The organism is Ruegeria sp. YTSC003 (assembly GCF_059609785.1).
The window spans coordinates 127,562-149,145 of sequence record NZ_JBXWMK010000004.1; the positions used below are offsets into that span (position 1 = coordinate 127,562).

21 protein-coding genes are annotated in these 21,584 nt (G+C 54.6%); 5 read left to right on the top strand and 16 right to left on the bottom strand.

The genetic code is table 11. The features are described 5' to 3' along the window. The first annotated feature begins 103 nt into the window (after window positions 1-103). Complete coding sequence (locus AC2FFH_RS09845; RefSeq protein ID WP_496766294.1) at window positions 104-682, top strand: TetR/AcrR family transcriptional regulator; 579 nt, start codon at window positions 104-106, stop codon at window positions 680-682. Between the two features lie 28 nt (window positions 683-710). On the opposite strand, the gene AC2FFH_RS09850 is transcribed toward AC2FFH_RS09845, so the two are convergent. After that, entirely contained in the window at window positions 711-1,622 is a 912-nt protein-coding gene (locus AC2FFH_RS09850; RefSeq protein ID WP_496844311.1) for a LysR family transcriptional regulator, read from the bottom strand. Window positions 1,623-1,730: 108 nt separating this feature from the next. Then, window positions 1,731-2,909 (bottom strand): patatin-like phospholipase family protein, encoded by a 1,179-nt coding sequence (locus tag AC2FFH_RS09855; RefSeq protein ID WP_496844312.1) that lies wholly within the window; start codon window positions 2,907-2,909, stop codon window positions 1,731-1,733. Window positions 2,910-3,235: 326 nt separating this feature from the next. On the opposite strand from AC2FFH_RS09855, the gene AC2FFH_RS09860 reads away from it, so the two are divergent. The 3 genes from AC2FFH_RS09860 (at window position 3,236) to AC2FFH_RS09870 (ending at window position 6,404) form a co-directional block, all read left to right on the top strand. After that, complete coding sequence (locus AC2FFH_RS09860) at window positions 3,236-4,387, top strand: aromatic ring-hydroxylating oxygenase subunit alpha (RefSeq protein WP_496778368.1); 1,152 nt, start codon at window positions 3,236-3,238, stop codon at window positions 4,385-4,387. Next, the gene (locus AC2FFH_RS09865; RefSeq protein WP_496844314.1) at window positions 4,384-5,259 is read left to right on the top strand and encodes an ABC transporter six-transmembrane domain-containing protein; all 876 of its coding nucleotides are present in this window, start codon (window positions 4,384-4,386) and stop codon (window positions 5,257-5,259) included. The genes AC2FFH_RS09860 and AC2FFH_RS09865 overlap by 4 nt, the downstream gene beginning before the upstream one ends. A gap of 83 nt (window positions 5,260-5,342) precedes the next feature. Continuing rightward, window positions 5,343-6,404: a 2Fe-2S iron-sulfur cluster-binding protein gene (locus AC2FFH_RS09870; RefSeq protein ID WP_496844315.1), complete on the top strand. Its 1,062-nt coding sequence runs from the start codon at window positions 5,343-5,345 to the stop codon at window positions 6,402-6,404. 26 nt (window positions 6,405-6,430) lie between these two features. Here AC2FFH_RS09870 and AC2FFH_RS09875 read toward each other — a convergent pair whose 3' ends face one another. From AC2FFH_RS09875 to AC2FFH_RS09910, 8 genes are all read right to left on the bottom strand, one after another. Then, the gene (locus AC2FFH_RS09875; protein ID WP_496739095.1) at window positions 6,431-6,967 is read right to left on the bottom strand and encodes a TetR/AcrR family transcriptional regulator; all 537 of its coding nucleotides are present in this window, start codon (window positions 6,965-6,967) and stop codon (window positions 6,431-6,433) included. A gap of 252 nt (window positions 6,968-7,219) precedes the next feature. Beyond that, complete coding sequence (locus tag AC2FFH_RS09880) at window positions 7,220-8,602, bottom strand: DUF1501 domain-containing protein (RefSeq protein WP_496844316.1); 1,383 nt, start codon at window positions 8,600-8,602, stop codon at window positions 7,220-7,222. 4 nt (window positions 8,603-8,606) lie between these two features. Beyond that, a complete protein-coding gene (locus AC2FFH_RS09885) occupies window positions 8,607-10,343 on the bottom strand; it encodes a DUF1800 family protein (protein WP_496844317.1) in 1,737 nt (578 codons plus the stop codon). 202 nt (window positions 10,344-10,545) lie between these two features. Next, a complete protein-coding gene (locus AC2FFH_RS09890; RefSeq protein ID WP_496844318.1) occupies window positions 10,546-10,977 on the bottom strand; it encodes a DUF2141 domain-containing protein in 432 nt (143 codons plus the stop codon). A gap of 18 nt (window positions 10,978-10,995) precedes the next feature. Next, window positions 10,996-11,214 carry a hypothetical protein gene (locus AC2FFH_RS09895; protein WP_496844319.1) on the bottom strand — a complete coding sequence of 73 codons (219 nt, stop codon included), beginning with the start codon at window positions 11,212-11,214 and terminating at the stop codon, window positions 10,996-10,998. Between the two features lie 224 nt (window positions 11,215-11,438). Beyond that, window positions 11,439-12,857, bottom strand: a complete 1,419-nt coding sequence (locus AC2FFH_RS09900) for an MFS transporter (RefSeq protein WP_496766316.1) — start codon at window positions 12,855-12,857, stop codon at window positions 11,439-11,441. A 208-nt stretch (window positions 12,858-13,065) separates the two neighbouring features. Continuing rightward, on the bottom strand, window positions 13,066-14,130 hold the full coding sequence (locus AC2FFH_RS09905; RefSeq protein ID WP_496766318.1) for a hypothetical protein: 1,065 nt from the start codon (window positions 14,128-14,130) through the stop codon (window positions 13,066-13,068). Window positions 14,131-14,160: 30 nt separating this feature from the next. Further along, window positions 14,161-14,463 carry a hypothetical protein gene (locus AC2FFH_RS09910; protein WP_496844320.1) on the bottom strand — a complete coding sequence of 101 codons (303 nt, stop codon included), beginning with the start codon at window positions 14,461-14,463 and terminating at the stop codon, window positions 14,161-14,163. A gap of 415 nt (window positions 14,464-14,878) precedes the next feature. Here AC2FFH_RS09910 and AC2FFH_RS09915 point away from each other — a divergent pair, with 415 nt between their 5' ends. Next, on the top strand, window positions 14,879-15,487 hold the full coding sequence (locus AC2FFH_RS09915) for a TetR/AcrR family transcriptional regulator (RefSeq protein ID WP_496844321.1): 609 nt from the start codon (window positions 14,879-14,881) through the stop codon (window positions 15,485-15,487). Between the two features lie 318 nt (window positions 15,488-15,805). Here the strand turns inward: AC2FFH_RS09915 and AC2FFH_RS09920 are convergent, their stop codons facing one another. From AC2FFH_RS09920 to napG, 6 genes are all read right to left on the bottom strand, one after another. After that, on the bottom strand, window positions 15,806-18,193 hold the full coding sequence (locus tag AC2FFH_RS09920) for a fatty acid cis/trans isomerase (RefSeq protein WP_496844322.1): 2,388 nt from the start codon (window positions 18,191-18,193) through the stop codon (window positions 15,806-15,808). A gap of 193 nt (window positions 18,194-18,386) precedes the next feature. Continuing rightward, window positions 18,387-18,644 (bottom strand): hypothetical protein, encoded by a 258-nt coding sequence (locus AC2FFH_RS09925; RefSeq protein ID WP_108859619.1) that lies wholly within the window; start codon window positions 18,642-18,644, stop codon window positions 18,387-18,389. Window positions 18,645-18,658: 14 nt separating this feature from the next. Continuing rightward, window positions 18,659-19,360 carry a NapC/NirT family cytochrome c gene (locus AC2FFH_RS09930; RefSeq protein WP_058272027.1) on the bottom strand — a complete coding sequence of 234 codons (702 nt, stop codon included), beginning with the start codon at window positions 19,358-19,360 and terminating at the stop codon, window positions 18,659-18,661. A gap of 29 nt (window positions 19,361-19,389) precedes the next feature. After that, a complete protein-coding gene (locus AC2FFH_RS09935; protein ID WP_282119339.1) occupies window positions 19,390-19,827 on the bottom strand; it encodes a nitrate reductase cytochrome c-type subunit in 438 nt (145 codons plus the stop codon). A gap of 12 nt (window positions 19,828-19,839) precedes the next feature. Beyond that, on the bottom strand, window positions 19,840-20,757 hold the full coding sequence (napH, locus tag AC2FFH_RS09940; protein WP_496844323.1) for a quinol dehydrogenase ferredoxin subunit NapH: 918 nt from the start codon (window positions 20,755-20,757) through the stop codon (window positions 19,840-19,842). Further along, complete coding sequence (gene napG / locus AC2FFH_RS09945; RefSeq protein WP_496706212.1) at window positions 20,754-21,572, bottom strand: ferredoxin-type protein NapG; 819 nt, start codon at window positions 21,570-21,572, stop codon at window positions 20,754-20,756. The genes napH and napG overlap by 4 nt, the downstream gene beginning before the upstream one ends. Between the last annotated feature and the right edge of the window lie 12 nt (window positions 21,573-21,584).

Sequence of the window (21,584 nt, forward strand, 5' to 3'; positions counted from 1 at the left end):
TCACTAAAGTTAAAAAAATTTGAAGAAATTGGCCGCAAGAACTGCGGTTCATCAAGATTTCATAGGCTCTTGTCCTGAGCCTGATGAAGGGATTGGAAATGCCATGCCGCGCCCGAGCTTAAAACCGCAACGGTCAGAAGAAATCCTTGATGCCTATATGACCTGCGTGGCCCGGTACGGGCTTGATGGTGCCACCCAAGAGCGTGTCGCGGCCGAGGCTGGTGTGAAGCGACCATTGTTACGGCACTACCTTGGCAATCGTGACCAGATGATTGCTGCGCTGAATCTGCATGTCGCAGACGCGTTCAACGAGCTGACATTGGAGCTGGACTGTCATCTTACACAGATAGAAACAGGCGATCAGCTCTTGGAAATCCTTTTTGCCGAAGATGAAGAGATCGACCCGCGGCTTGCTGCTGCGTGGCAGGGGTTATCCGCATCAGTCGGGGATCATCCCGAACTTGCCGAGCCGTTGCTGGAAGTCTTGGCACGTTTTGTGGCGGTTCTTGAGAAGTTCCTTGGTCGCGTGTCGCCCGACGCTACACCAGAACGGGTCAGGGCCGTGGCGCAGGGCATTTCAACGATCTTCCTGTCCCTCGATTCACTGGCCGCACTTGATGCGCCGTCAAATTGGCGTACTGAATTGAAGCGGGCGGCTTCATTGCTGACGGAAACTTTGTAATTGCCAAGTCGGGTCGCATTCGACACCGTCAGCGCGGCAGACCCTCTTCAGTTTGGGCCTGCGTTGACAGCCAGTGACGAAAGCTGCGCAGCGACGGATCGTCCGACTTGGTTTTTGGCCAAACAAGATAGTAGGCGCCCATCATCTCGACTGCGTCCGGAAAGGCTGCGATCAGTTTGCCTGTCGCGAGGTCCTGTTCGATCAAATAATTTGGCAGTAACGCAACGCCGAGACCGTGAACCGCCGCCTGATTGATCGTTGTGTATTGATCGTAAATCGTTCCGGGCAACGCGTCGGGATGGCTTGTCCCCATATGGCTGAACCATTCTTGCCAGGCATGGGGCCGGGTCTGGATGTGCAGCAATGGGAGTTTCAGCAGATCTCGCGGTGATGACGGCGCGCCTTTGGGCAGCAAGGATGGCGCGCAAACCGGCAATACACTTTCCACGCGCAGCAACAGCCGATCCGTGCCGGGCCAATCGGGTTCACCAAAATACAGCGCTGCGTCGAAGGGTTCAGAGGTAAAGCTAAACGGACGCAGGCGTGTCGACATGTTGATGGTTATTTCCGGATGCATGCGGGCAAATTCCGGCAATCTGGGCACCAACCACCGCATTCCGAACGTCGGCAAGATCGCAAGGTTCAAGGTGCCACCAATAGGAGCCATGTGCAGCTTTAACGAGGCCTGAGCGATCTGGTTCAGACCTTGCCGGACTTCAGCTACATATTCCTGCGCAACCGGGGTCAGCAGCAGGCGTTTGCGATCCCGACGGATCAGACCGACACCTAGCTGGGCTTCCAATGTTTGCAATTGACGGCTGACGGCACTTTGGGTCAGGGCAAGCTCATCAGCGACCGCAGAAGCCGAGCCTAAGCGATCCAGCGCTTCAAGGGCGCGGAGTGATGAGATTGAGGGGAAAAGGCGGCGTGGCGCTACCATCTATGCGGTCTGCTCATGAGTTACCCTGTTATCTTGCAGTTATTTGCGATTTGTTCAAACATCTTGTTGAATGTCTGCTTCAGTAGGTGTTCGGGCCTAAAATCCTCGTCACTGCCACTCCTGCGCATCATAGATCCACCCTTCCTTATGCCGTCCGGCCCAATAACCGATCGCAGACAGGTCGGTCATGTATTCGGGGTCGAAGGGTTCCTGCGGTTTTCTTTGAAATTCCTTGGGAATATAGGTGATGTTGGCTTGAAACCCGTCCCGGTTCGCGAGGGTCAGGATGCTTTCGATATTGCCAAGGCTTTGGGAACGGATCAGCATTTCGAACGCGCGGTTAGCCACAGCGGTCGCATTTCCGGGCAACGGATCGAAACTCGGTTCCAGCGTTTTATTGTGGATCAGCCAAATGCGGTTTTTTTGATTGCTCAGCCCGGCGTCCCGCAGCAGCTGACGCATCTGCAAGTCGTATGGGTAGGCAAAAATCTCGCGGGTAAGCCCGCCATCCACATGCAATTCTTCGTGTTGTACTTCGCCATTGGTCACCTTGATTGTAACGGGTTGAAACACGACAGGTATCGAGACCGAGGCCAGAATTACGTCCCGGATGAGATCCCGCGCGCCCGGCGTGTCGGTTTGGGCGATCGCCCCGATGTTCCACAGCACCGGACGCTCCGCGTCGATGTTGGTGGTGCCGATCAAAAGCTGGCGGCCCAATCTGTGCTGCTTCGCGATCTCGCGGATCAGATTGTCGGTCAGTTCTTGCTTGATTGCCGCTTTCAGTGGCGTTGCTTTGGTCAGAAAACCGCGCCCAATGACGGCACCCGAAACGTCTAATCGCACGACATCCCGGGTCGCGGTTTCGGTATAGAACCGCTTCAGGCGGCTGTCATAATCCGGACCGAGGAAAGCAAAGGGCGCGATCAGCGCGCCAGTGGAGATTCCGGTGACCACATCAAAGGACGGGCGTGTGCCCTTGTCGGTCCAACCATTTAGAACGCCGGCCCCAAAAGCGCCGTGCTGGCCGCCGCCCGATAGCGCAAGAATGTTCAGGCCTTGCCCCCTTGGAACCTGTGCTAGCGTCTTGTGCATTTCCGCATTGAGAGTTGCCAGACGGTCGCGGCTATCATCTTCGAAATACCGGCTGTCCGGGGTTGTGACAACCGGCAGAAAGGTCTCGTAATTTTCGGACGTCGGTGTAAGTGCTGAACGATCATAGCTGCCGGCACAGGCGGTTAACATCAGCAAGAGAACGAAATTGACGTAAATCTTGAGTGAGGGCATCGGTGAATTGTCCGTCTTGAAAGTGGTGCCGCTCTGTATAGTGCCAAACATATTTTGTTGAGTGCCAAATCTCCGCAGGTGCCTAAATCTCGTTGTATCGTTAGGTCTTGTGCGAGATGACACCGATCGAAACGGCAGACATTGCAACAATGCGCTTACTCGTTTCGGCCGATCTTATTCTTTAAATTGTCACCATTGACAGTTGATTGCTGTTTGCCTATTTCGTTTCAAAGCACCGTAAGATCGGGCATGTGTTAATCACTGTTGCTGAGGTCAAAACGTTTAGCTTGCCAACCGTGAAGACGACGGCCCTAGGAGGGGACAGCATGCCACAAATGTACCATGAGTTACCTGCAGAAGCGTACACATCGCAGGAGTGGTTCGACCGTGAACAGCGAGAGATATTCTCAAAAACATGGCGTTTTGCTGGCTTTATGGAAGATTTGCCCGAGCCAGGCCATTATCTTTCGGTTCAGGCGGGATTGAACAACTTGTTCATCGTCATGGGGAGGGATCGCAGGCTGCGGGCCTTCCACAATATCTGCAGACATCGGGGCACCCAATTGATCCGCGCCCTGGGAAAGACCCAAAAAGCGCTGACCTGCCCCTATCACGACTGGACCTATGATCTTGAGGGCAACCTGATCTCAGTCCCGGATGAGCATCGCGAATATAAGTCCGTCGACAAATCCTGCCTTGGCCTGAAACCTGCTTCGGTCGATATCTGGAAAGGTATGTTGTTTGTGCATCCCGACCCGAACGCAGGGTCGATCATGAAATGGTTTGGCGACGTGGACGATAAGGTCGGACCACATGTGCCAGAAGAGCTGGTGGAACACGAGGACACCTCGAACACCTATGAAATCAAGGCCAATTGGAAGATCGTTGTCGAGAATTACATCGACGTCTACCATCTGAGCCACCTTCATTCGAACACCCTACAAATGTATGACCACGCCAATGCGCAATATGGTTGGTACGGGCCGCACTACATCTTTTGGGAGCCGCCGGTCGAAGAGTTCGCCAAAGATCAGAACAAAAAGCTTCAGATGCCGCGGGTCGTTCCCGAAGATCAGAATGGTGCATGGGTGCCGATGCTGTTTCCAGGGGTCGGAATTGGCGCGTCAGAGGACGTATGGAACGTCTTTATCATTACCCCGCTTGCTCCGGACAGGACGCGGATTCTGAACCGGACGCGTGTTGCCAATGCATCGGGCTGGGAGTTTTCGAAACAGGCTACCCGGTCGGCGTCCTTCTGGAACAATTTTGGCATCAAAGGCAAATATGAAGGTGATGATGCGTATGATGAAAACGATCCGATGGCCTCGGGCGATTTCACGCAAGAGGACATCTATGCCTGTGAACAGCAACAGAAATCCTTGACCTCGCCTTATTTCGAAGTTGGTCCAGCCGCCGTTGGGGAAAGCCCCGTGGTTCAACACCAAAGGGTCGTTCGCGATTGGTTGCAAGAAGAATGATCAACCCCGACGACCGGTTGTCGATTGCGACCTTGCTGCGGGTCTTCCGCACAAAAATCGTAACGACCTGGGGTCTGACCCTGGTTGAAACGGGGTTGTTTATCTTCCTTCCCCTGTTGATCGGCTATTCGATCGACGGCCTGTCGAATGGGGACTACACGTCGTTCATCCATTTCGGTGTTGCGATGGCAGCGCTGCTGGTTGTGTCGACGTTGCGGCGTGTTTACGACACGCGGGCCTATGGCACGATCCGCGTCGAATTGGGTAAGGCGCAGGCCAAACGGGATGCGGGGCGCGAGGTCTCGGTGCTAAATGCGCGGGTACTGATGGCCCGCGAGTTGGTTGATTTTCTGGAGAATGAGGCCCCTGAATCGATGGGTGCAGTCGTGCAGGTTCTGGTCTCGGTTGGTATTCTGATGTCCTTTCACGGGGCACTTGCCACCGCCGCAGGGGCCGCTGCTGTGATTATCCTGATCATCTTTACCCTGTTTTCGCGTCGCTTCTTCCGCCTGAATGGGCTGTTGAACCACCAGTCAGAAAGACAGGTGACTGCGTTGCAAAGCATGGATCTGAAAAAGATCGGCCAGCACTTGTTCCGATTGCGCACGCATGAGGTTCGGTTGTCGGATTCCGAGGCACTTGTCTATGCTGCGATTTTTGCTGTCTTGCTCAGCATGCTGGCCTTCAACCTGTGGTTTGCGGCGACGCAAAGCGGGGCGACGGCAGGGCAGATCTTCTCGGTTGTCACCTATTCGTTCGAGTTTGTGCAATCGGTCGTGATTTTACCGATGGTCCTGCAAAGCCTCGTGCGCTTGTCCGAGATCACTGAGCGGATCAACGCACCGGCATCGAAACAGGGTGCCAATGCCTAATACGTTCAATTCAAACACCCGTCCCATATCGGGTATCATCACACATCCTGCCCTTTCGCACGGCACGAATTTCGGAGGCTCAAATGACCAGAGTTTTTCACCCGCTTGAGGTGCTTGAAACGCGTAGTGAGATCGGCGGGCAGGCCAAATCCGTCAAGTTCGACGTGCCACTACATCTGGCCCAAGACTTTGCCTGGCGTGCCGGTCAGCACCTGACCCTTCGCTTTTGGATCAAGGGTGAAGAGGTGCGTAGAAGCTATTCGATCTCGTCTTCGCCCGATTCAGGCGATCCGCTGCGTATCACCGTCAAACGGGTGAAAAAGGGGCTTGTCAGCAACCATATCAACGATACGGTTCAAAAGGGTGATGTGATCGACGTCATGCCGCCATTTGGTAGTTTTTGTCTGGATACAGACCCGGAGGAACGGCGCACACACTACTTCTTTGGGGCGGGCAGCGGTATCACCCCATTGTATTCCATGCTTAAGTCTGTGCTATTGGCCGAACCGTGGTCGGTTGCACATCTGGCCTATGGCAATGCGAATGCGGACAATATCCTGTTCAAAGACAAGTTTGCCGAATACCAGCAGACGTTTCCGGAACGCCTGACGGTGCATCACCTTCTGTCCAAGCCTTCAATGTGGTCCAGTTTCGCCTATTGGCGCAGGGGTGTCATCGACAAGGATGCGATCGAGGCGCTGATCACAGAAAATCCGCCTTATGCCCAGAATGCCCAGTACTACATCTGTGGTCCCGGCGGGATGAACAAAGCGGTCAAAGACGCACTTATGTCTTTGGATGTGCCCGCCAATCGGATTCACATGGAAAGCTACGGCGGCGCGCAAGAGACCGATGACAGTATCAAGGGCGTTGATGCTGTTGTGGACATAACGCTGAACGGTCAGCGACAATCGGTTCAGATGGCATCTGGTCAGACGATCTTACAGGCTGCCCAACAGGCGGGGTTGGAGCCGCCATATTCCTGCCAGTCTGGGGTCTGTGGGGCGTGCCGGTGTAAGGTGAAAAAGGGTTCGGTTCATATGCGGGCACGAACCGCTTTGGATGATAATGAGATCGCGAAAGGTGCCGTGCTGTCCTGCCAGGCGGTTGCCACGACAGACAAGCTTGCGGTTAGTTACGATTAACCCGGCCGTTGGCCAGGCAGTCGCCGTCAGGTTTTTTCTTCCAATGTTTCAGCCAATTTCAGCGCAGCGAAATAGGACGAATAACCCCATGTTTTCGGAGGTTTAAGCGGAATGAAAGCATCCGTGGTGATAAAAAGGTTTATGATTCCGTGCGCGACGATCTCGCAGGCTTGTTTGTCGGCTTTTGGGTGTGAGCCAAGAACGATATCTATCGCGACCTTGTAAAAGGCCTCCATCGATTCCAGCAACGGTTTGCGAAGTTCTGGATAAATCTCAATCGAGTTTACGAGCGCCTGATAACAAATGTTGATCCGCGGATCCATCTCACCGTCAGAGTTGAACAGGGCCTCGATTAGATTGCGGACATCGGGATTCTCGGCCAGCGCAACGCGCAATGTTTCGGTCTGTTTGCTGAACGTTTCGACGACATGCTCACCTAGCGCCAGAACCATTGCTTTGCGGTTGCCAAGATGATGGCGGATCAGTGGGCGCTTCAGCCCGGCTTGTGCCGCAATATGTTCAAGTGTGGCCCCTTCGACGCCGTAGCGAACGACGCACGACATAAATGCATCGAGGACTTCTTTTTTTCGTTGATCTTGTACAGAGGGGCGACCCATGCGATGACCCTTACGTAGGAACGGAATTTTAGAGATATTTTAGTTGAGATTGATTGTCAAGACTGACAGTCAATTTAATTCCAAAATATCTACCGCTCTTCAACGTTTTCTGAGCTATCGCCCGCCGTTCCAGCAGGCAACCTAACGCAAGCGATGTTCAAGCGTCCCGGTAGGGCGAAGTGTTTTGGGGCGGTGGGTCTAGGTGAAAAGCCCAAGCCTTTCTCCGCCTGCCACATCCGCAAATCTATTAAGATTTGGGAACAGAGTGTTCAATGCCGACGGTTGCACACCAAACCAAAGAGACAGGTCAGCATAAAGTTGATCGGTCGAGGTCGTTGGGATCAAAACGCCGTCGCCCACATCAAGCGCGTTTTCGCTGGCCAGGCCAAGTTCGGGGTAATCCCCCAGAATCTGCCCACCTTTGACAGCATTGCCCATAACCAGGGTATTGCCCCCCCAACCATGATCCGTACCGTTGCCATTCGACGTCAGCGTCCGGCCGAAATCTGATCCCGTGAAAGTCACAACACGATCCGCCAAGCCCATATCGTCAAGCGTTGCCTGAAACGCTCCCAACGCTTCGGACAATACGCGCAGCATACGGGCATGGTTCGCCAACAGTTCATCATGATGGTCCCAGCCAATATAGCGTACAAAGAACGTTTGCTGCTCGTGACCCAGCCGGTCCGAGGCGGCAATCGTCTTGGCGACCATGCGCAATTGTTGCGCGAGGTCCGAAGACGGGAAGGAGCGGGGTATCTTGATCCCACGGGTTGCGGATTTAAACGTCTCGTGTTTGGACTGCGCGTCGCGGGTCAGGTTCAGATATGTCTCGCGGAAGGGATCGCCGTTTTGATCGGCATTCATCATTCGGTTGAAACTGTCCAAAAGCAGGTCGTTGAGGGGACTTTTCTCTTCTTTCACGTATAGACCGACGCTGCCCTTGTTTGTGATTGAATATGGCAAGTCGATCGTGCCGTTCTGCGCAATGTTGTTTCCGGCCAAAGAGATGTTCATTCCGATCTCGTGCACCGATTTTGAGGGCTGTAGGTCATCAGCAAAGAACCCGAACCATCCGTCGTTCACACGCAGATCCGGGCGCGAGGTTTGCCAGTGTTTGAACTGGTCCGCGTGGCTCAGCAGTCCCAAGGGGAGTGCGGCCGAGCCGTCATAGAACTGCTCTTTCCGGACCTGTTCGACCAAGGGCCCAACATTGGCGACAAAAGAGAGGCGCCTTTGATCGAACAGCTCGGCCATTTCGGGCATCGACGGGTGCAGGCCAAAGCTGCGGCCCAGCCGATCTTTGGGCGTATCCAAGTCCAGCAGCTCACCTCGCGAAAGGGCAAGATTGGCCCGCGTCTCCGAGTATTGGCCGTGCGCGATTTTGTCTTTTGGTACCAGCATGTTGAAGCTGTCATTGCCACCATCCAACATAACAAAAACAAGCGCCCTGCGGGCGGGCTTGATCATTCCCGTCCCAGCTTGCGCCAAACCGGGCAGGGCGGCACCCATCATTGCGCCAGTTGCGGCAACACCGGTCGAGGCCAAAAACTGCCGGCGCGTAAAGGATTTGATCAGCATGGGCTCAGGCCTCCTGCACGGTGAATTCTGGGGAAACGGCAATCATGAAGGCGATGGTCTGCACCACCCATTCGGGATTGTCCGCATACTGCACATAGGCCTGCTTGATCCGTTTGCGCACTTCGGCATCAGTCCGACCGGTCAATAGGACCGAAATCCGATCTATCAGCTCATCATGACGGCCTCGGTTCTGTGCGATTTTGATCTCTTCGCTCAGGTCGAAGCGCAGCGCGTTCTTGGAATTGGCCCATAGTGTATCGGGGTCAAATTCCATCACCATCATCTGTTCAGGGCCCGTGCCGATCTGAGTCGAGACCAGCGGCAAGTAGCCGCCAAAGAACCAATAGTAGATGTTGTTGACATAAGCGACCGAGGTCGCGGCCGTGTGCAGCTCGAACTCGGGCGCGCGAAGGCCCATCTTCTGCAATGCGCCATGCGGGGTGAAGTCGGGTTTGTAGAAATTGAACACCGTGGGCGCGGACAGCGGATGCATCTGCAGCGCCTCTTGAATGTCATCACCCAGCAGCCACAGCTTGCCGGTCTGGTTATGCGCTCCAAACGCAAGCAGAACCTGCGTGACGCGATGCAGGGGCGATTTTAGCTTTTGGGACTGAACTACTTTTGTCGGGGATTTGTATGCCGAAGGAAGACGTTTGGCGGCAACCTCATTGGTCAATGGGTAGGTCAGGATTGTGCGAACCGCGCTTTTCAGATCTCCGTTTGAGCCAAATGCCTGCGACACCGCTTCGACATAGGCGGGCGAGGGATTGGATGTGACCAGCCGGTTGATCAGATGGGTTGCGATGAACGGCGCGGTCGTAGGGTGGGCAACCAGTTGGTCGATGGTCGAACGAATTTCTTTCGGGCCGGACTGATCGCCGGGCAAGGTCAGACGACCGTTCAGCAGGGATTTTGCGCCGCGGTCGTGAAAGGCTTCTTCCACGATCATCGGTTTGGTCGCGTCAATGAAGGGCACTGTCTTATAGGCCTTTTCGACCCCATCATCGAACTGAACTGGATAACCATTATAGCTGTCTTCCCAGAACGACGTGTTCCACTCGTATTCATAGGCTGCGGGCAGCAAGCCGGTGAAGACCCGAGCCAGTTCCTTGATGTCGCGATTGTCATAGGTCGGGATCGGATCCCCACTGGCATCCAGTTTTTCCGTGCCATCGGGGTTCAGCTCGAACAAGCCAATCGAAAACAGCTGCATGATCTCACGCGCATAGTTTTCATCCGGATGGGTGTTCTTGGCCTCGTTCGCCTTTTGATTGGTCATATGCGACAGGTAGATACCCATCATCGGGTGCACCGACACATCGTACAGAAGGTCTGAATAACTGCCGAACGCGTGCTTATAGAGCAGGTCATAGTAATTCGCCATCCCGATGGCATCCAGCTCCAACGATGACGCGTCCGAGATGACTAGGATCTCGGACAGTGCCTGCGCAACACGCTGGCGCAGCAGATCGTCGCGTTGCGTCAGGGTGTGGTTCCACCAGGCCATGTGGAAATACCATTTATAGGGCAGGGCGGGGTTGTTGCCGTCGCCGTTGATCGCCCATTCGCCATGCGCGCGTTTTAGGCGCTTTCGGAAGCTCTTCCAAATCTTGCGAGTGGACTTTTCGAACGGCCCTTTGTTACCGATCGAGGCGTTCAGCTGATCATCCAACCAGCGTTCCGGGCCGGTCTTGCTAACCTGATGCAGTAACCTCTGATCGGCCCCAAGCGTGGCCTGCATCAAGAATCGACTGGTGTCTTCCAAGGATGACTTCATGGTGGATGGCGGTCCTTTAGATCTGACGACAGTAGCTGGGATTGGCATAAATTGTCATGTGAGACAAAATAAAACTTAGCCCCGCCGTTTCAACCCGAAGAATCCGATGTCCGCAAAAAAAATGCCCCGTTTCCGGGGCAGTTGGGGTTAAATTTGTAGGGTAGCTTTAGTTTGCGTAGTTCATTTTCAAACCAAGCGATGAGGTATTGCCATCGTATTCGATCGCCGCGTCTTCGAACGCCGGCAACGATCTGACGCCTGCGCCCTTGGAATAAGCCCAACCTTCTTGCGGGATCGGCCCTTTCATCTCGAACTGGCCGTTGTCGTTCTGGTCATGGTGTATCATGATCGCAAGCTGTCCGGGTTTCTGGTTCTCAAGCGTTCCGGAAACTGTGCTACCTGAGGCCGGGATCTTCGCGTAGCCCACGATTTTCGCCATCTGGCTTTGGTCAAATGCGGTCTTATCGTCAAAGGCCAGGACGTAGATGACGCCCCCGCGTCCGGCGTCGACACCAGTGATATCGATCTGTATGTCCCCGGCCGTAGCCTGAGAGGCCGCCAGAGCCATAAGGCCAGCGAAGAATGCAGTCTTGGTCATTGAGTTTCTCCTGAACAGTTAACCAATGTAAATTCCAAACAGGCGCCATGCGAGATCCTGCACGACGTAAAGCAGCCCGAAGGCGAACCACATGATCGTGATGGCGTAGAAAAGCGGCGGGTTTTCCCGGCTGTCGATTGTTTCAATCAAAAAGGCCTGGCCTGTCATGAAGGATGAGGCGGCCCACCACATGAACAGCAACCCCCAGATCGCGTAGACCTGAAACCATGTTGCCAACAGCAAACATAAGAAGATGATCCAGGAAAAGGGGTGAGATTTGAGGTATTGCATTGAACTTCTCTATCTATTTTCGGGGTTTGTGCCCGCATCAAAGTGGGCACGACGAAGGGATACCTATGCGTCACAAAACTGTGTGGCTTTGAAGGGGTTGTGTAACATTCTGGCTTGCCGCCATTGCAGATCAGTTGCAGTTCCGTCCACGCAGGCGACGCGCCAGCTTTTTAGTCATGGATTGCCTGAAGCTGGTCGAATTGCGCTTTATCCAACCGGTAGAACATCAGGGCAACAATCGAGGCCATGTATATGACGAGGCTAAGGCAGGCGTAGTTCCATCCCAGTGCACGGGTGACCTCGGGGGTCAGGTTCGATTGATCTGGCGCTTCCGGAAAGCCAACATATGCCAGAAACATTCCAGAGATCGCTAACCCGCCAGCCGTACCGGCTTTATAGGAGAAGGTAATGACTGATGTAATGATCCCTTCGTTCTGATACCCGTTCTGGCTGATACCCAATTCGACAACGTCCGCCGTCATCGACGTCAATAAGGACGTGGTCCAGACAATCAGGATGATTTGCAGAATGCCGTGGACGAAAAGCAACCAGATCAAAAGCTCGGTGCCGTTCGCAGGGAAAAACCCGATTTCACGCAGTACGTAAGGGGCGACACTTACAATAGCCGCGAGGATCGACAGGTAGATCGCGCTCGATTTTTTGTCGCCAGATCGTGTTATCGGCTTAAGGGTTACGGCCGCAATCACGGCGCCGATCAGGTTTGCCACCAGGATCAAAGCTATCTGATCATTGTTCAACTCCCAGAAGAACGAGGTCAGGTAGGTCCACAATGCTGCTCCGATTCCGGCGCCTACGAAAAAAACGGCTGTGCTAACAAAGATTGAGCGCAAAGCTGGCAGCTTGAACGCTGCGAAAAACTGTCTGAAAAATCCAGAGATGCTGTAGGTCGCCACATGCGAAATATCCAGCATTCTATTCTGCCATTTGCGCGTGCCTAATGCGGTGACAGTGATAGCCAGCGCTATAAGTATTGCACCGACAAGGCCTGCTTCCTGATAGCCGGCCTGGTTGAGGATGCCGTAAGGCATCGTGTCGGTCGGAACCAACCAGATCACATACATCGCGATGACCATGATCTGACCGGCAATCCAGGTGACCGAGACCTTGAGGCCAGACAACATGGTTCGTCCGCCATAGTCCTTGGTCAACTCTGGCACCATCGCGTTGTGTGGTACATCAAACAACGTCATTGCCGTCCGCAGAAGGATCGTTGTGATCAGTAGGAACCAAAACAGCTGGGTCTCTGAAGTCAGTGCTGCAGGTGGGTTCCAAATAAACCAGAACAGGAGTGCGACAGGTATGATCGCCGCGTAGATGAACGGGTGGCGCTTGCCAGCACGAGAACGCGTGTTATCTGACAAGTAACCGACAACAGGATCGGATACAGCGTCGAACATCAGAGCAATGAAAAGCGCAAAACCCACCGTCTCGGCCGGAAGGCCGATGACCAGATTGTAGTAGATAAGCAGGAAAAAGCTCAGCCCGTTCGACAAGATGCCGTTGGCTATGCCGCCTGCCCCATAAAACAGCTGCATGCCGACCGGCGGGCTTTCAGTACTGGTATTCATTTTTCCTCCGGATCTTCTTGCGGCAAGACGGTGAGTGATCGATCACTCAAATCAGATCACAAGGATCGTTTTTTGTCAAAGGTGTTAGACAATGGTACCTAACGACCGCGTCTGAGAAGCAAATGACCGCCGAAGCAACAGGCAATAAGCAGGGGCCATTCGCGTAGTGGAAAGCGAATCCCGACCGCGTTCGCAGTCGGGTGCTTGATCAGAAGTTATGCGACAGGCTCACACGTACAGCGGTGCCGGAAACATCCCGGATCTGTAGGCCCGCGTCAGGTTCGTTCACATCGCCAAGCGTGCCATACGTGACATCAACCAGAATTCGGGTCTGACCAATCGAGTGCACGGCACCAAGCGTGATACCTTTGCCGCCGCCTTCATAGTCAAAGCCAACAAAACCGCCTTCAGGTTCAGAGCGGGACAGAATGCCGTAGAAGTACCATTTCGGGTTCAGTAGGTAGCCGACGCCAATTTGGTAGTCGACCGAGTTTTCCGCAAATTCCGCAAGCGGACCGCCAAGAACCGGAGACTGTACGGCGACATCATCCCAGTTCCTCCAGCGGATCGATCCAAAGGCACCCCAAGGGCCCTTGATCGCACTTTGCACGTTCAGCGCGACTGTCTGAGGGGTGCTCAATTGCGTCGTCACGTCAGATGGCGAAAGGGGTTGCAGCTGTTCGACACCATCCAGATCGTGATCGATTTCCGAGTAGTATGTCAGGTCGGCGCGAAACGCGATCTCCGGGATCTCATACGCGGCACCCACAAGGAAACCGGGGTTGAAGTCACCCTCGGAATCCAGCGAGTAGCTGAGAGAGGGATTGATCAGCGCACCGCTGAAATCGTTAATCTTTTCGAACCGAACCCCGGCAAAGGCACTGAAGTTTTCATTGAACTTGTACCGCGCCATCAAGGCGACCTCGGTGCCGCGATACCTGACGTTGGTGCCAGCAGAAGGAGCGCCCGTACCGGTTGGGTACAGTAGTTTATAGTTGACCGAGTTGAAGCCGTGGATTGCGACTGCCCATTTGTCGCCTACGTCCTGTTTGTAGGCTAGGGACAGGCCGCTAATGCTCGGTGTGACGTTACCAGTTGGCTGTCCGAACTCAGTGCCTTCGGTTTTTGAATCGGCCCATCCTCCGGTGATCTCGACATATCGGCCCTGCTCAAAAAGGAACCGGTTTGCCGACGGAAACCCCTCGATTCCGCCAGCAAATGCTGGGCCTGAAATCAAGCCCGCGCCCAATGCCAATGTTGCGATTTTCTTCATTCTTCCCTCCCTTTCCTCGGCTTTGTTTCTTTAATTTTGCCGAGGGGATCTGATTTGACCGTGGCGCAAGGGCGCTTCGGCCTGTTGAAAGCGCCGTGGTTTGCGCATGGTCGTGCAGCCATCGAATGATGTGTCTTCAAATGATTGCGTTTCTGGCCTGTGGAACTGTTTGCGGTGCAGTAGGGAGGCGCGCAGCGTGTGGCCGTCGCAATTACATGAGATGCGGGAATGTGGTCTTCCGTCTGAATGCAACGCCGCGCCTCTGAAGCGGGCCGTTTTGCAGCAGGCAATACCAATTGGTTCGGCAAACAAGCCGATTGCGCGTTTTTTCATAGTCCCTGTCGTTTTTTTGCAGCCCAGTCTTAGGCCGGGTTTTTGGTCTGATTATTGCGTTGCGAGTAGCCCCGGGGTGACACCTCCTCGTTGCTTAGATGTTTTGATTGGCGCGTTCCTCTTGGGTCCGTGCCGCGTTACGGAACAACTGTTCTGCGCGAACCCTACCAACTACCATAATGTATCGTGGATTGGTCATGGAACTGCCCCTGTTGCTTGCCTGCTGGCTATTTGTTTGTCGGTTATGACAGTTATTTGTTGCACATAGCTGACATCTTTTCAATACGTTTGTATTGTACGTTTGAATTGGAATATTATTTCGTGGCAAACGTTGTATTTTCAGGGCTTTGATCCAATTCTCACAAACACTAGTGTTCCGCTCACACTTTTGCGGGATTTGCGCTAGGAAAGGCGGATGACGCAAAATTTGACAGAGAATCGGGCCAAACAGCGCGACAGAAACCGAGAACAGAAGCGACGTGAACTTGCCGAGAACGCGATTGCGACAATTGCGCGGGCTGGATACGCCAACACCACCTTGCGGGACATTGCGGCCTCGACCGGCGTATCACTAGGCAAAATACAGTATTATTTTCCCGAAAAAGAGGGGTTGCTGTTGTATTGCGTAGATCTGTCGGTCGACAAGTTCACGTCACAGCTGAACGAGATTCTGGATGCAGAACTCAACCCTCGCGAGGCACGCAGCGCATATATCGAGCTGTTTGCCTATTCGATCATCAACTATGCGCACCTGCACAGGCTTTGGTATGACATCCGCAATCAGGCTATGTTCGATGGCCAGCTCAGGCCGCGAGTTGCTGACGTCGAGGCCCGGTTTGTCGCAATTTGTGATGAGCTCGGAAAGAAATTTGCTGTCGATGATGTGCGTGGTGTGGAAATTTATGTGATGCTGGACGGCGCCTATCGGTATTACATCCAGCAAAGCATAGCCGGGATGTCAATCACCGCTGAGGACATCGCGCAGCGCCTAAAACGCATTATTGGTTACCTGACGGGTGAATAGTAAGGTGCAGACCAATACTCCGCCATCTTGCTATTCGCTTGCCCGGGCGTATTTTCACTTTGATTTCGCTGGGGTTGCAGACAAGGTTTCCCGCCGATCACCTGGGGCAGACCGAGCTCTTGCATGCAATATATTGTCATGACAGAAAATAAAGCAAACGAGGCCGCATTGGCTTTTTAAACTGCTGCATCAACCGCGTTTGCTGTGCTTACTGCTACTTCAGTTTGGCCCGATGACGTGGCACAGGTATTAGCCTTTCTTTCTGCGTCGCGTTGACAGAGTGCGAATGACAAAGTTCCCCTGTTTCAATGGACAGACTTAGTTGTTTTCAGGATCGCTATCGGATCGAGGGTCCTTATACCGGTTCAGGTCCAGCACACCTGCCTGAATGGGATCGCTTGCCAGAAACATGGTCATCACCTGATCGCTGGTTTCCCAAAACCCAGGGCTTGTCCTGCGCAGGCCATAAGTGGCTACGAAATCGAGCCATTCGGCCTGCCACCGAACTGATTTGAGGTCGGTTGCAAAAGACGCCAGCTGGACTTCCTGAAGTCGAAAGTAGAAATTTGGATAGCTTCCGATCACCCCCGGCAGGATGGTCAGCACGTCGGCTTGCGGATTCCTGCGATCTCTTTCTTCAAACAGGAACGCCACATTATAATGGGCCTTGTCGTGGAGCAACGAATAGAGAGACGTGGAACCATCTTCGTTGTCCACCAAAAGCAGAGAAACATCTGATAGATACCTGACCCAATCACCGGTTTGATCCGCGAGCGCCTGCAAGTCGTCCACAACTTCTGAATTGCCATTCGAACAATCAACGCCTTTGCATCTGTTGATCGTATCCTCGAGGGCCCAAAGACCGTTGCCGCGATTGAGAAGTTCCAGAAGGAATTCCTGCTTTGGCGTGTCCGTTTTAAAATCTATGCCAGTCGGAAAACTGTCATCGACACGGCGCCGGTGCCAATAGGTGTGCAGCTCGGCCAGTGCCCCCTGATACCAGGTTTTGTGCATCCTTTGCCTGACGCCGCGCGGCATGAAGTTCAGGAAAGTGTCCTCACTCTCCATCCGTAACTCATCCATGTATAACCGGGTTGAAAGCTGGTGCTCGAGGCGACCGAAGACATCAAAACCTGCGACCAAGTCGTAATAGATACGTTCGAACACCGGATAATCGATAACCCATGCGGTTTCGGGGATGCCGCCGTGGAACCCGGTCATGGCAGAGGCATTGTCGAAATGCCGGAACACGGTAATCAGCGCCTGGGGATTGGTGCCCTCACCATCCCAGATTGCGTCATATCCAAACCCGTTTTTGTGCGCCGCGCTGTTGCGATATCGGGCATCCCGGAACTCAAGATACTTAATCTGGTTTTCGTGGGACATCCCCTGAATGTCCCCCAAGAACCCTAAATCTGCAGAACCCACCGGCAATTCCAAAAAGGCCGCCCCGTCCGCCAAAAAGCTGGGGTCTGTGACGGACAGATCGGCATCCGGATCAAGGAAACTGACCCAGAACCGATCTTCAATCACGTCAACAGCGGTTTCGCCGTGACAGACCGGTCCGCGGATGAAGCTGCGCACATAAAACAATGCGTCGTCCAAGAGAAACTGATAACGGCTGCGGGCCGGTATGTTGGCAAAGGTGCTGAACGGGTTGCCGCCTTCGTCTTCTCCGTACGCAGGCAACTCGGTGACGGACCACGCCGGATCAAGGAATAGCTGCTTGTATCGCGCCAGACGATCCGGACCAAAACTATAGACCAGATGATCTTTGTGCACGATCGTTTCGTCGAATGCCTGCAGTCGATAATAGAACGGCCCTGCGCCGGGGCTATCGAAGGGACGGCGTGTCGCGATGATCTCAATCTTTGATCCTGGCGGGCTGGCGGACCGCACCAGCTGAAAAAACAGTCTTGGATTGTCGGACGGAAAATGGAGACGCGCCAGAAACAGATGTTCGTATATATATCTGCTCATCAATTGATGGCGCAGGTCGGGCGCGTTCAGAAAGGCCTCCCAATTTGTGATCTGATCCTGAATGTCCTGAGGGATTTGTGGTGTGGCCGATGGCACGGGCGCACCATTTTTAAGCCATGACATGAGGGTCTGGTATTCTTGTTCACTCAGTGGGGCCGTGGCGTAGGGCATTCCCGCCCTTGGGTTTGCCGTGCTGAAGGCGTCGAATTCCTGTGTTGTAGGGCAGGTCAGGGGGCGATCAATCGACAAACCAAGCTGGGTTGGGACAGGTGCGTTAGCCGTCAAACGAGCTTGCCTGCCGAGCTTAATGGAGCGCTCTAACACCGATCCACCCGCGCCGGTTACCTCGGATGGCGGAAGAACGGAAAAGAACCCAAGATCCCGCCACCCAGGAATTGTGTGCGCGTCGATGCCAAGCCGTGTTGGTTGCGCATCTTTTAGTCGTTCGGAGTGGTAGACCGCCTCTTTACTGGCGCCGCGCAAAAGGCCGGCAGGGGATGTCAGCTTGAGTTGGCAGGGCGCGTCGTAGCAGCCGTGGCACACCACACAGCGGTGGTTTAGGATATCCTGCACGTTGGCCCAGTTCGCATTTTCCAGCTTGTCGTCAATGGTCGCGCCGGGCGCTGCTGCATCTGACTGGGCCAAACCCTGATCAGCAAGCAAAAATGCAATCGAAGCCGCTAAAACACGGGTGATAAAACACCAATCTTGTAATGTTCGCAGCATAGATGCCCCCGTCTGAATGGTTTGATTTTATTGACCATCACGCAAAGCCCATAGGCCCTAACAGGTTTATACTACTGAATTGATTTCGTTTGTCGCGTTTCCTGAACTTTTACGTTGAGGCAACGCTGGGTTGTTTGCCGCAGTTTCACATGCGGCAAAGTAGATTTATTGGGAGCTTAGTTCGCCAATAATGTCAGACCGTTGCGCCCTTGATGCGTATGGCCGATCCCACGCTACCGGCGCAAAGGCCAATGCCAATAGCAATCAACAGCTCGAATGTATCGACCGCGGCAAATGAACCATGGGCGAAAACGAAGGTCGCCAACACCCCGACAATGCCCCCCATCAATGCACCCAGCCAAACGCGGCGAGTCATCATTCCAAGGGCCAGCCCAAGGATACCCGGCAGACTGATGACGTTGGCCCCGATTGTTCCCAGAATTTCCAGCATGTCGCGTCCCTTTTTCAGTCTGCCCGAGTACTCAGGAATGATTTGATGTCATCGCCGTCAGCTGCGGCCTGTTGTTGCAACGAACCCTGCGCTTTGCTGGCCAGAGTTTCGGTCACTTCCTGATACCGCTCCTGATAGCCGGGCGGCAGGCTATGGGCGATGCCCTGGTGGCAATCGATACAGGTCATGTTTTCATCAATGGCGCGTTGGTGCTCAGAGGCAGCGCGCGTTTCCTGCAACGTGAAATCCATATAGTCGAAGTTGTGGCAATTCCGGCATTCGCGACTGTCGGAGGCCTTCATCTTCTTCCAGACGGCGGTCGCCATACTCAGACGATGCTCTTCGTATTTCTCGGGTGTACTGATCGTGCCTGCCAGCTCGTGATAGACGTCCTTGACCGCCATGATCTTGGCTTTGATCTTGTGATTCCACTCATGTGGCACATGGCAATCGGAACAGATAGCCCGCACACCGGAGTGGTTGTTGTAGTGGATCGTCTCGCGATACTCGCCCAGATTAGTCTCCATCGTATGGCATGAGGTACAGAACTCCTCGGTATTCGTCAGCTCAAGCGTCCAGTGAAACCCGCCCCAGAACAGGATTCCAGCCAGAAAACCCGCAAGGATCAGAAAACCCGAGCTAAAGGCAACCGCCGGGGTCCAGATCCAGTTCCAGATGCGGCCAATCCACCCGCGTTTTTCAGGAGAGTCTGCCATGTTGGTGCTCCTTTCATTCTTGCGTTGGATTAATTGCCCGAGGACGGTTGAAAGACGTTGTCAACCAATGGCGGCGCGTCTGCTTGCGGCACGTGGCATTGGTTGCAGAAATAACGGGTGCCTGCGATGTGATCCAACTCGTTGCCGTCGCGATCCAGATAGTGTGTCATCGACAATGTCGGGGCGTTGCGTTCGCCGGCTTTGGTCCAGTCGTGGCAGGACAAGCACTGATTTGTGCGCGTGTCGATCTGGTATTGCTCGACCGAGTGCGGGATCAGCGGCGGTTGTTGGCGATAGTTGCGCTGCATGCGCCCTTCGACGTTCTTGTGGATCTGTTCCAGAGGGATCAGTTCATCCACATCGGCACCCCGCAGGGATTCTACCTGAGCTGATTGCGCAAGGGCGAATCCGCCCAAGAGCAAAACGGGGATAAGGGCTATAAGGCCTGTTCGGGTTGGCTTGTTCATCTTGGCACTCCCTCAGATAGGTCTGGCTGCGCGCGGATCGGGCGCGGGAACTGGATCGGTAGGTGCGGCGACCTTGTCGTCGAACCGGTGAGTAAATTTGAAAACGTCGACGGCGCATACGTCGATGCAACGACCGCAGGTGGTGCAGTCAGGGGAAAGGATCAGTGGTGTGGAACCCGACTTACCCTTCAGCGCAGGAGATATGACCTGATTTTCTGGGCAAACGGCATAGCAATCCATGCAATCATCGCAGGCTGCCCGGTTCGCAGCGCTAACTCGCAGCAGGCCTTTCGCGCCAATCAGGCCGTAAAATGCGCCAACCGGACAGATGTGACCGCACCAGCCGTGGCGCGAAACGAACAGGTCGAACACGAAGATGGCAATGATCATGGCCCAGACGAACCCCGCGCCGAAAATCAGACCGCGATGCAGCATGGTGATCGGGTTGACCAGCTCCCAAGCGATCACGCCTGTCATGCCCGAGACGATTAGGACGGTGGCCAATATCCAAAGGCGGGTGTTGCGCTTGGGCTGCCAGCCTTTCGGCAGGTCCAAACGTCTGTGCAACCAGTTGGCCGCATCGGTGACTGGGTTGATCGGACAAACCCACGAACAATAGACGCGCCCACCAATCAGAGCGTAGGCGACCAGAACGATTACACCCCCGATCAGGGCCGTCCATTCCGGCCAGTGTCCGGCGATCGCGCTTTGCAGTAGGATAAATGGGTCGGTCAGCGGCAGCACGCCCAGCGTCAAAGAACCCGCGAGCGTGCCTTGCACGATCCAGATGCCGAACCACGGCCCCAGAAGAAACACAGTCAAAAAGAACAGCTGGCTTGCGCGGCGCAGCAGCAGGTATTTGTGGGCGCGCACCCAACCTTTTTCCTCGATGGCCTCCATTCCGGCCGGCATATGTGTGCGTGCACTCATTGTCCGACCCCCGGCAAATCGTATGCAGGTGCGAACCCGCCCGGTGCGGCAAGGTTGTCGGTGCCCGGTCCGGGCAGTCGGTCCGGCAGATCGATGAGGCCTTCAACAAGGGGACCGCCTTTGGCCTCTTTCTCTTCCCAGCCTTTGCGGTAGTGATCGGCACTGCTGCCGCGGGCCAAACGCGCAGGCAGGACCTTGATCGCGGCCTCGGGCAGAACACAGCTTTTCTCGCACATGCCGCAGCCTGTGCAGTGGTCCGCATGAACTGTCGGGATGAACAGTGCGTGGTGGCCTGAACGTTCGTTATGGGCCGTTTCCAGCGTGATTGCCTCATCAATAACGGGGCAGACGCGATAGCAGACATCGCAGCGCAGACCGAGGAAGTTCAGGCAGTTCTCCTGATCGACAAGGACGGCAACACCCATTTTGGCATCATCAATATTGTCGAGGGCCGGATCCAATGCACCGGTGGGGCAGGCGGCCACGCAAGGGATGTCGTCACACATTTCACAAGGCACGTCCCGCGCTGTGAAATAGGGAGTCCCGGTAGCAACCGCATCCACGCCCAATTCTGCCAGTTTCAATGTGTCGTAAGGGCAATCCCGCACGCAAAGCCCGCAGCGAATGCATGCAGACAGAAACGCCTCTTCTGGTAGCGAGCCGGGGGGGCGCAACGCTTCGGCCGGCAACGCACGGGCATCGCGGGCGAGCCAGGCCAACATTGACCCGGCGACCACACAGCCGCCCGACGCACGCGCCGCATCCTGCAGGAAGCGACGCCGTTGCGGCGAAAGAGGTTTACCTTCAAAGGGCATGGGGACGGCCTT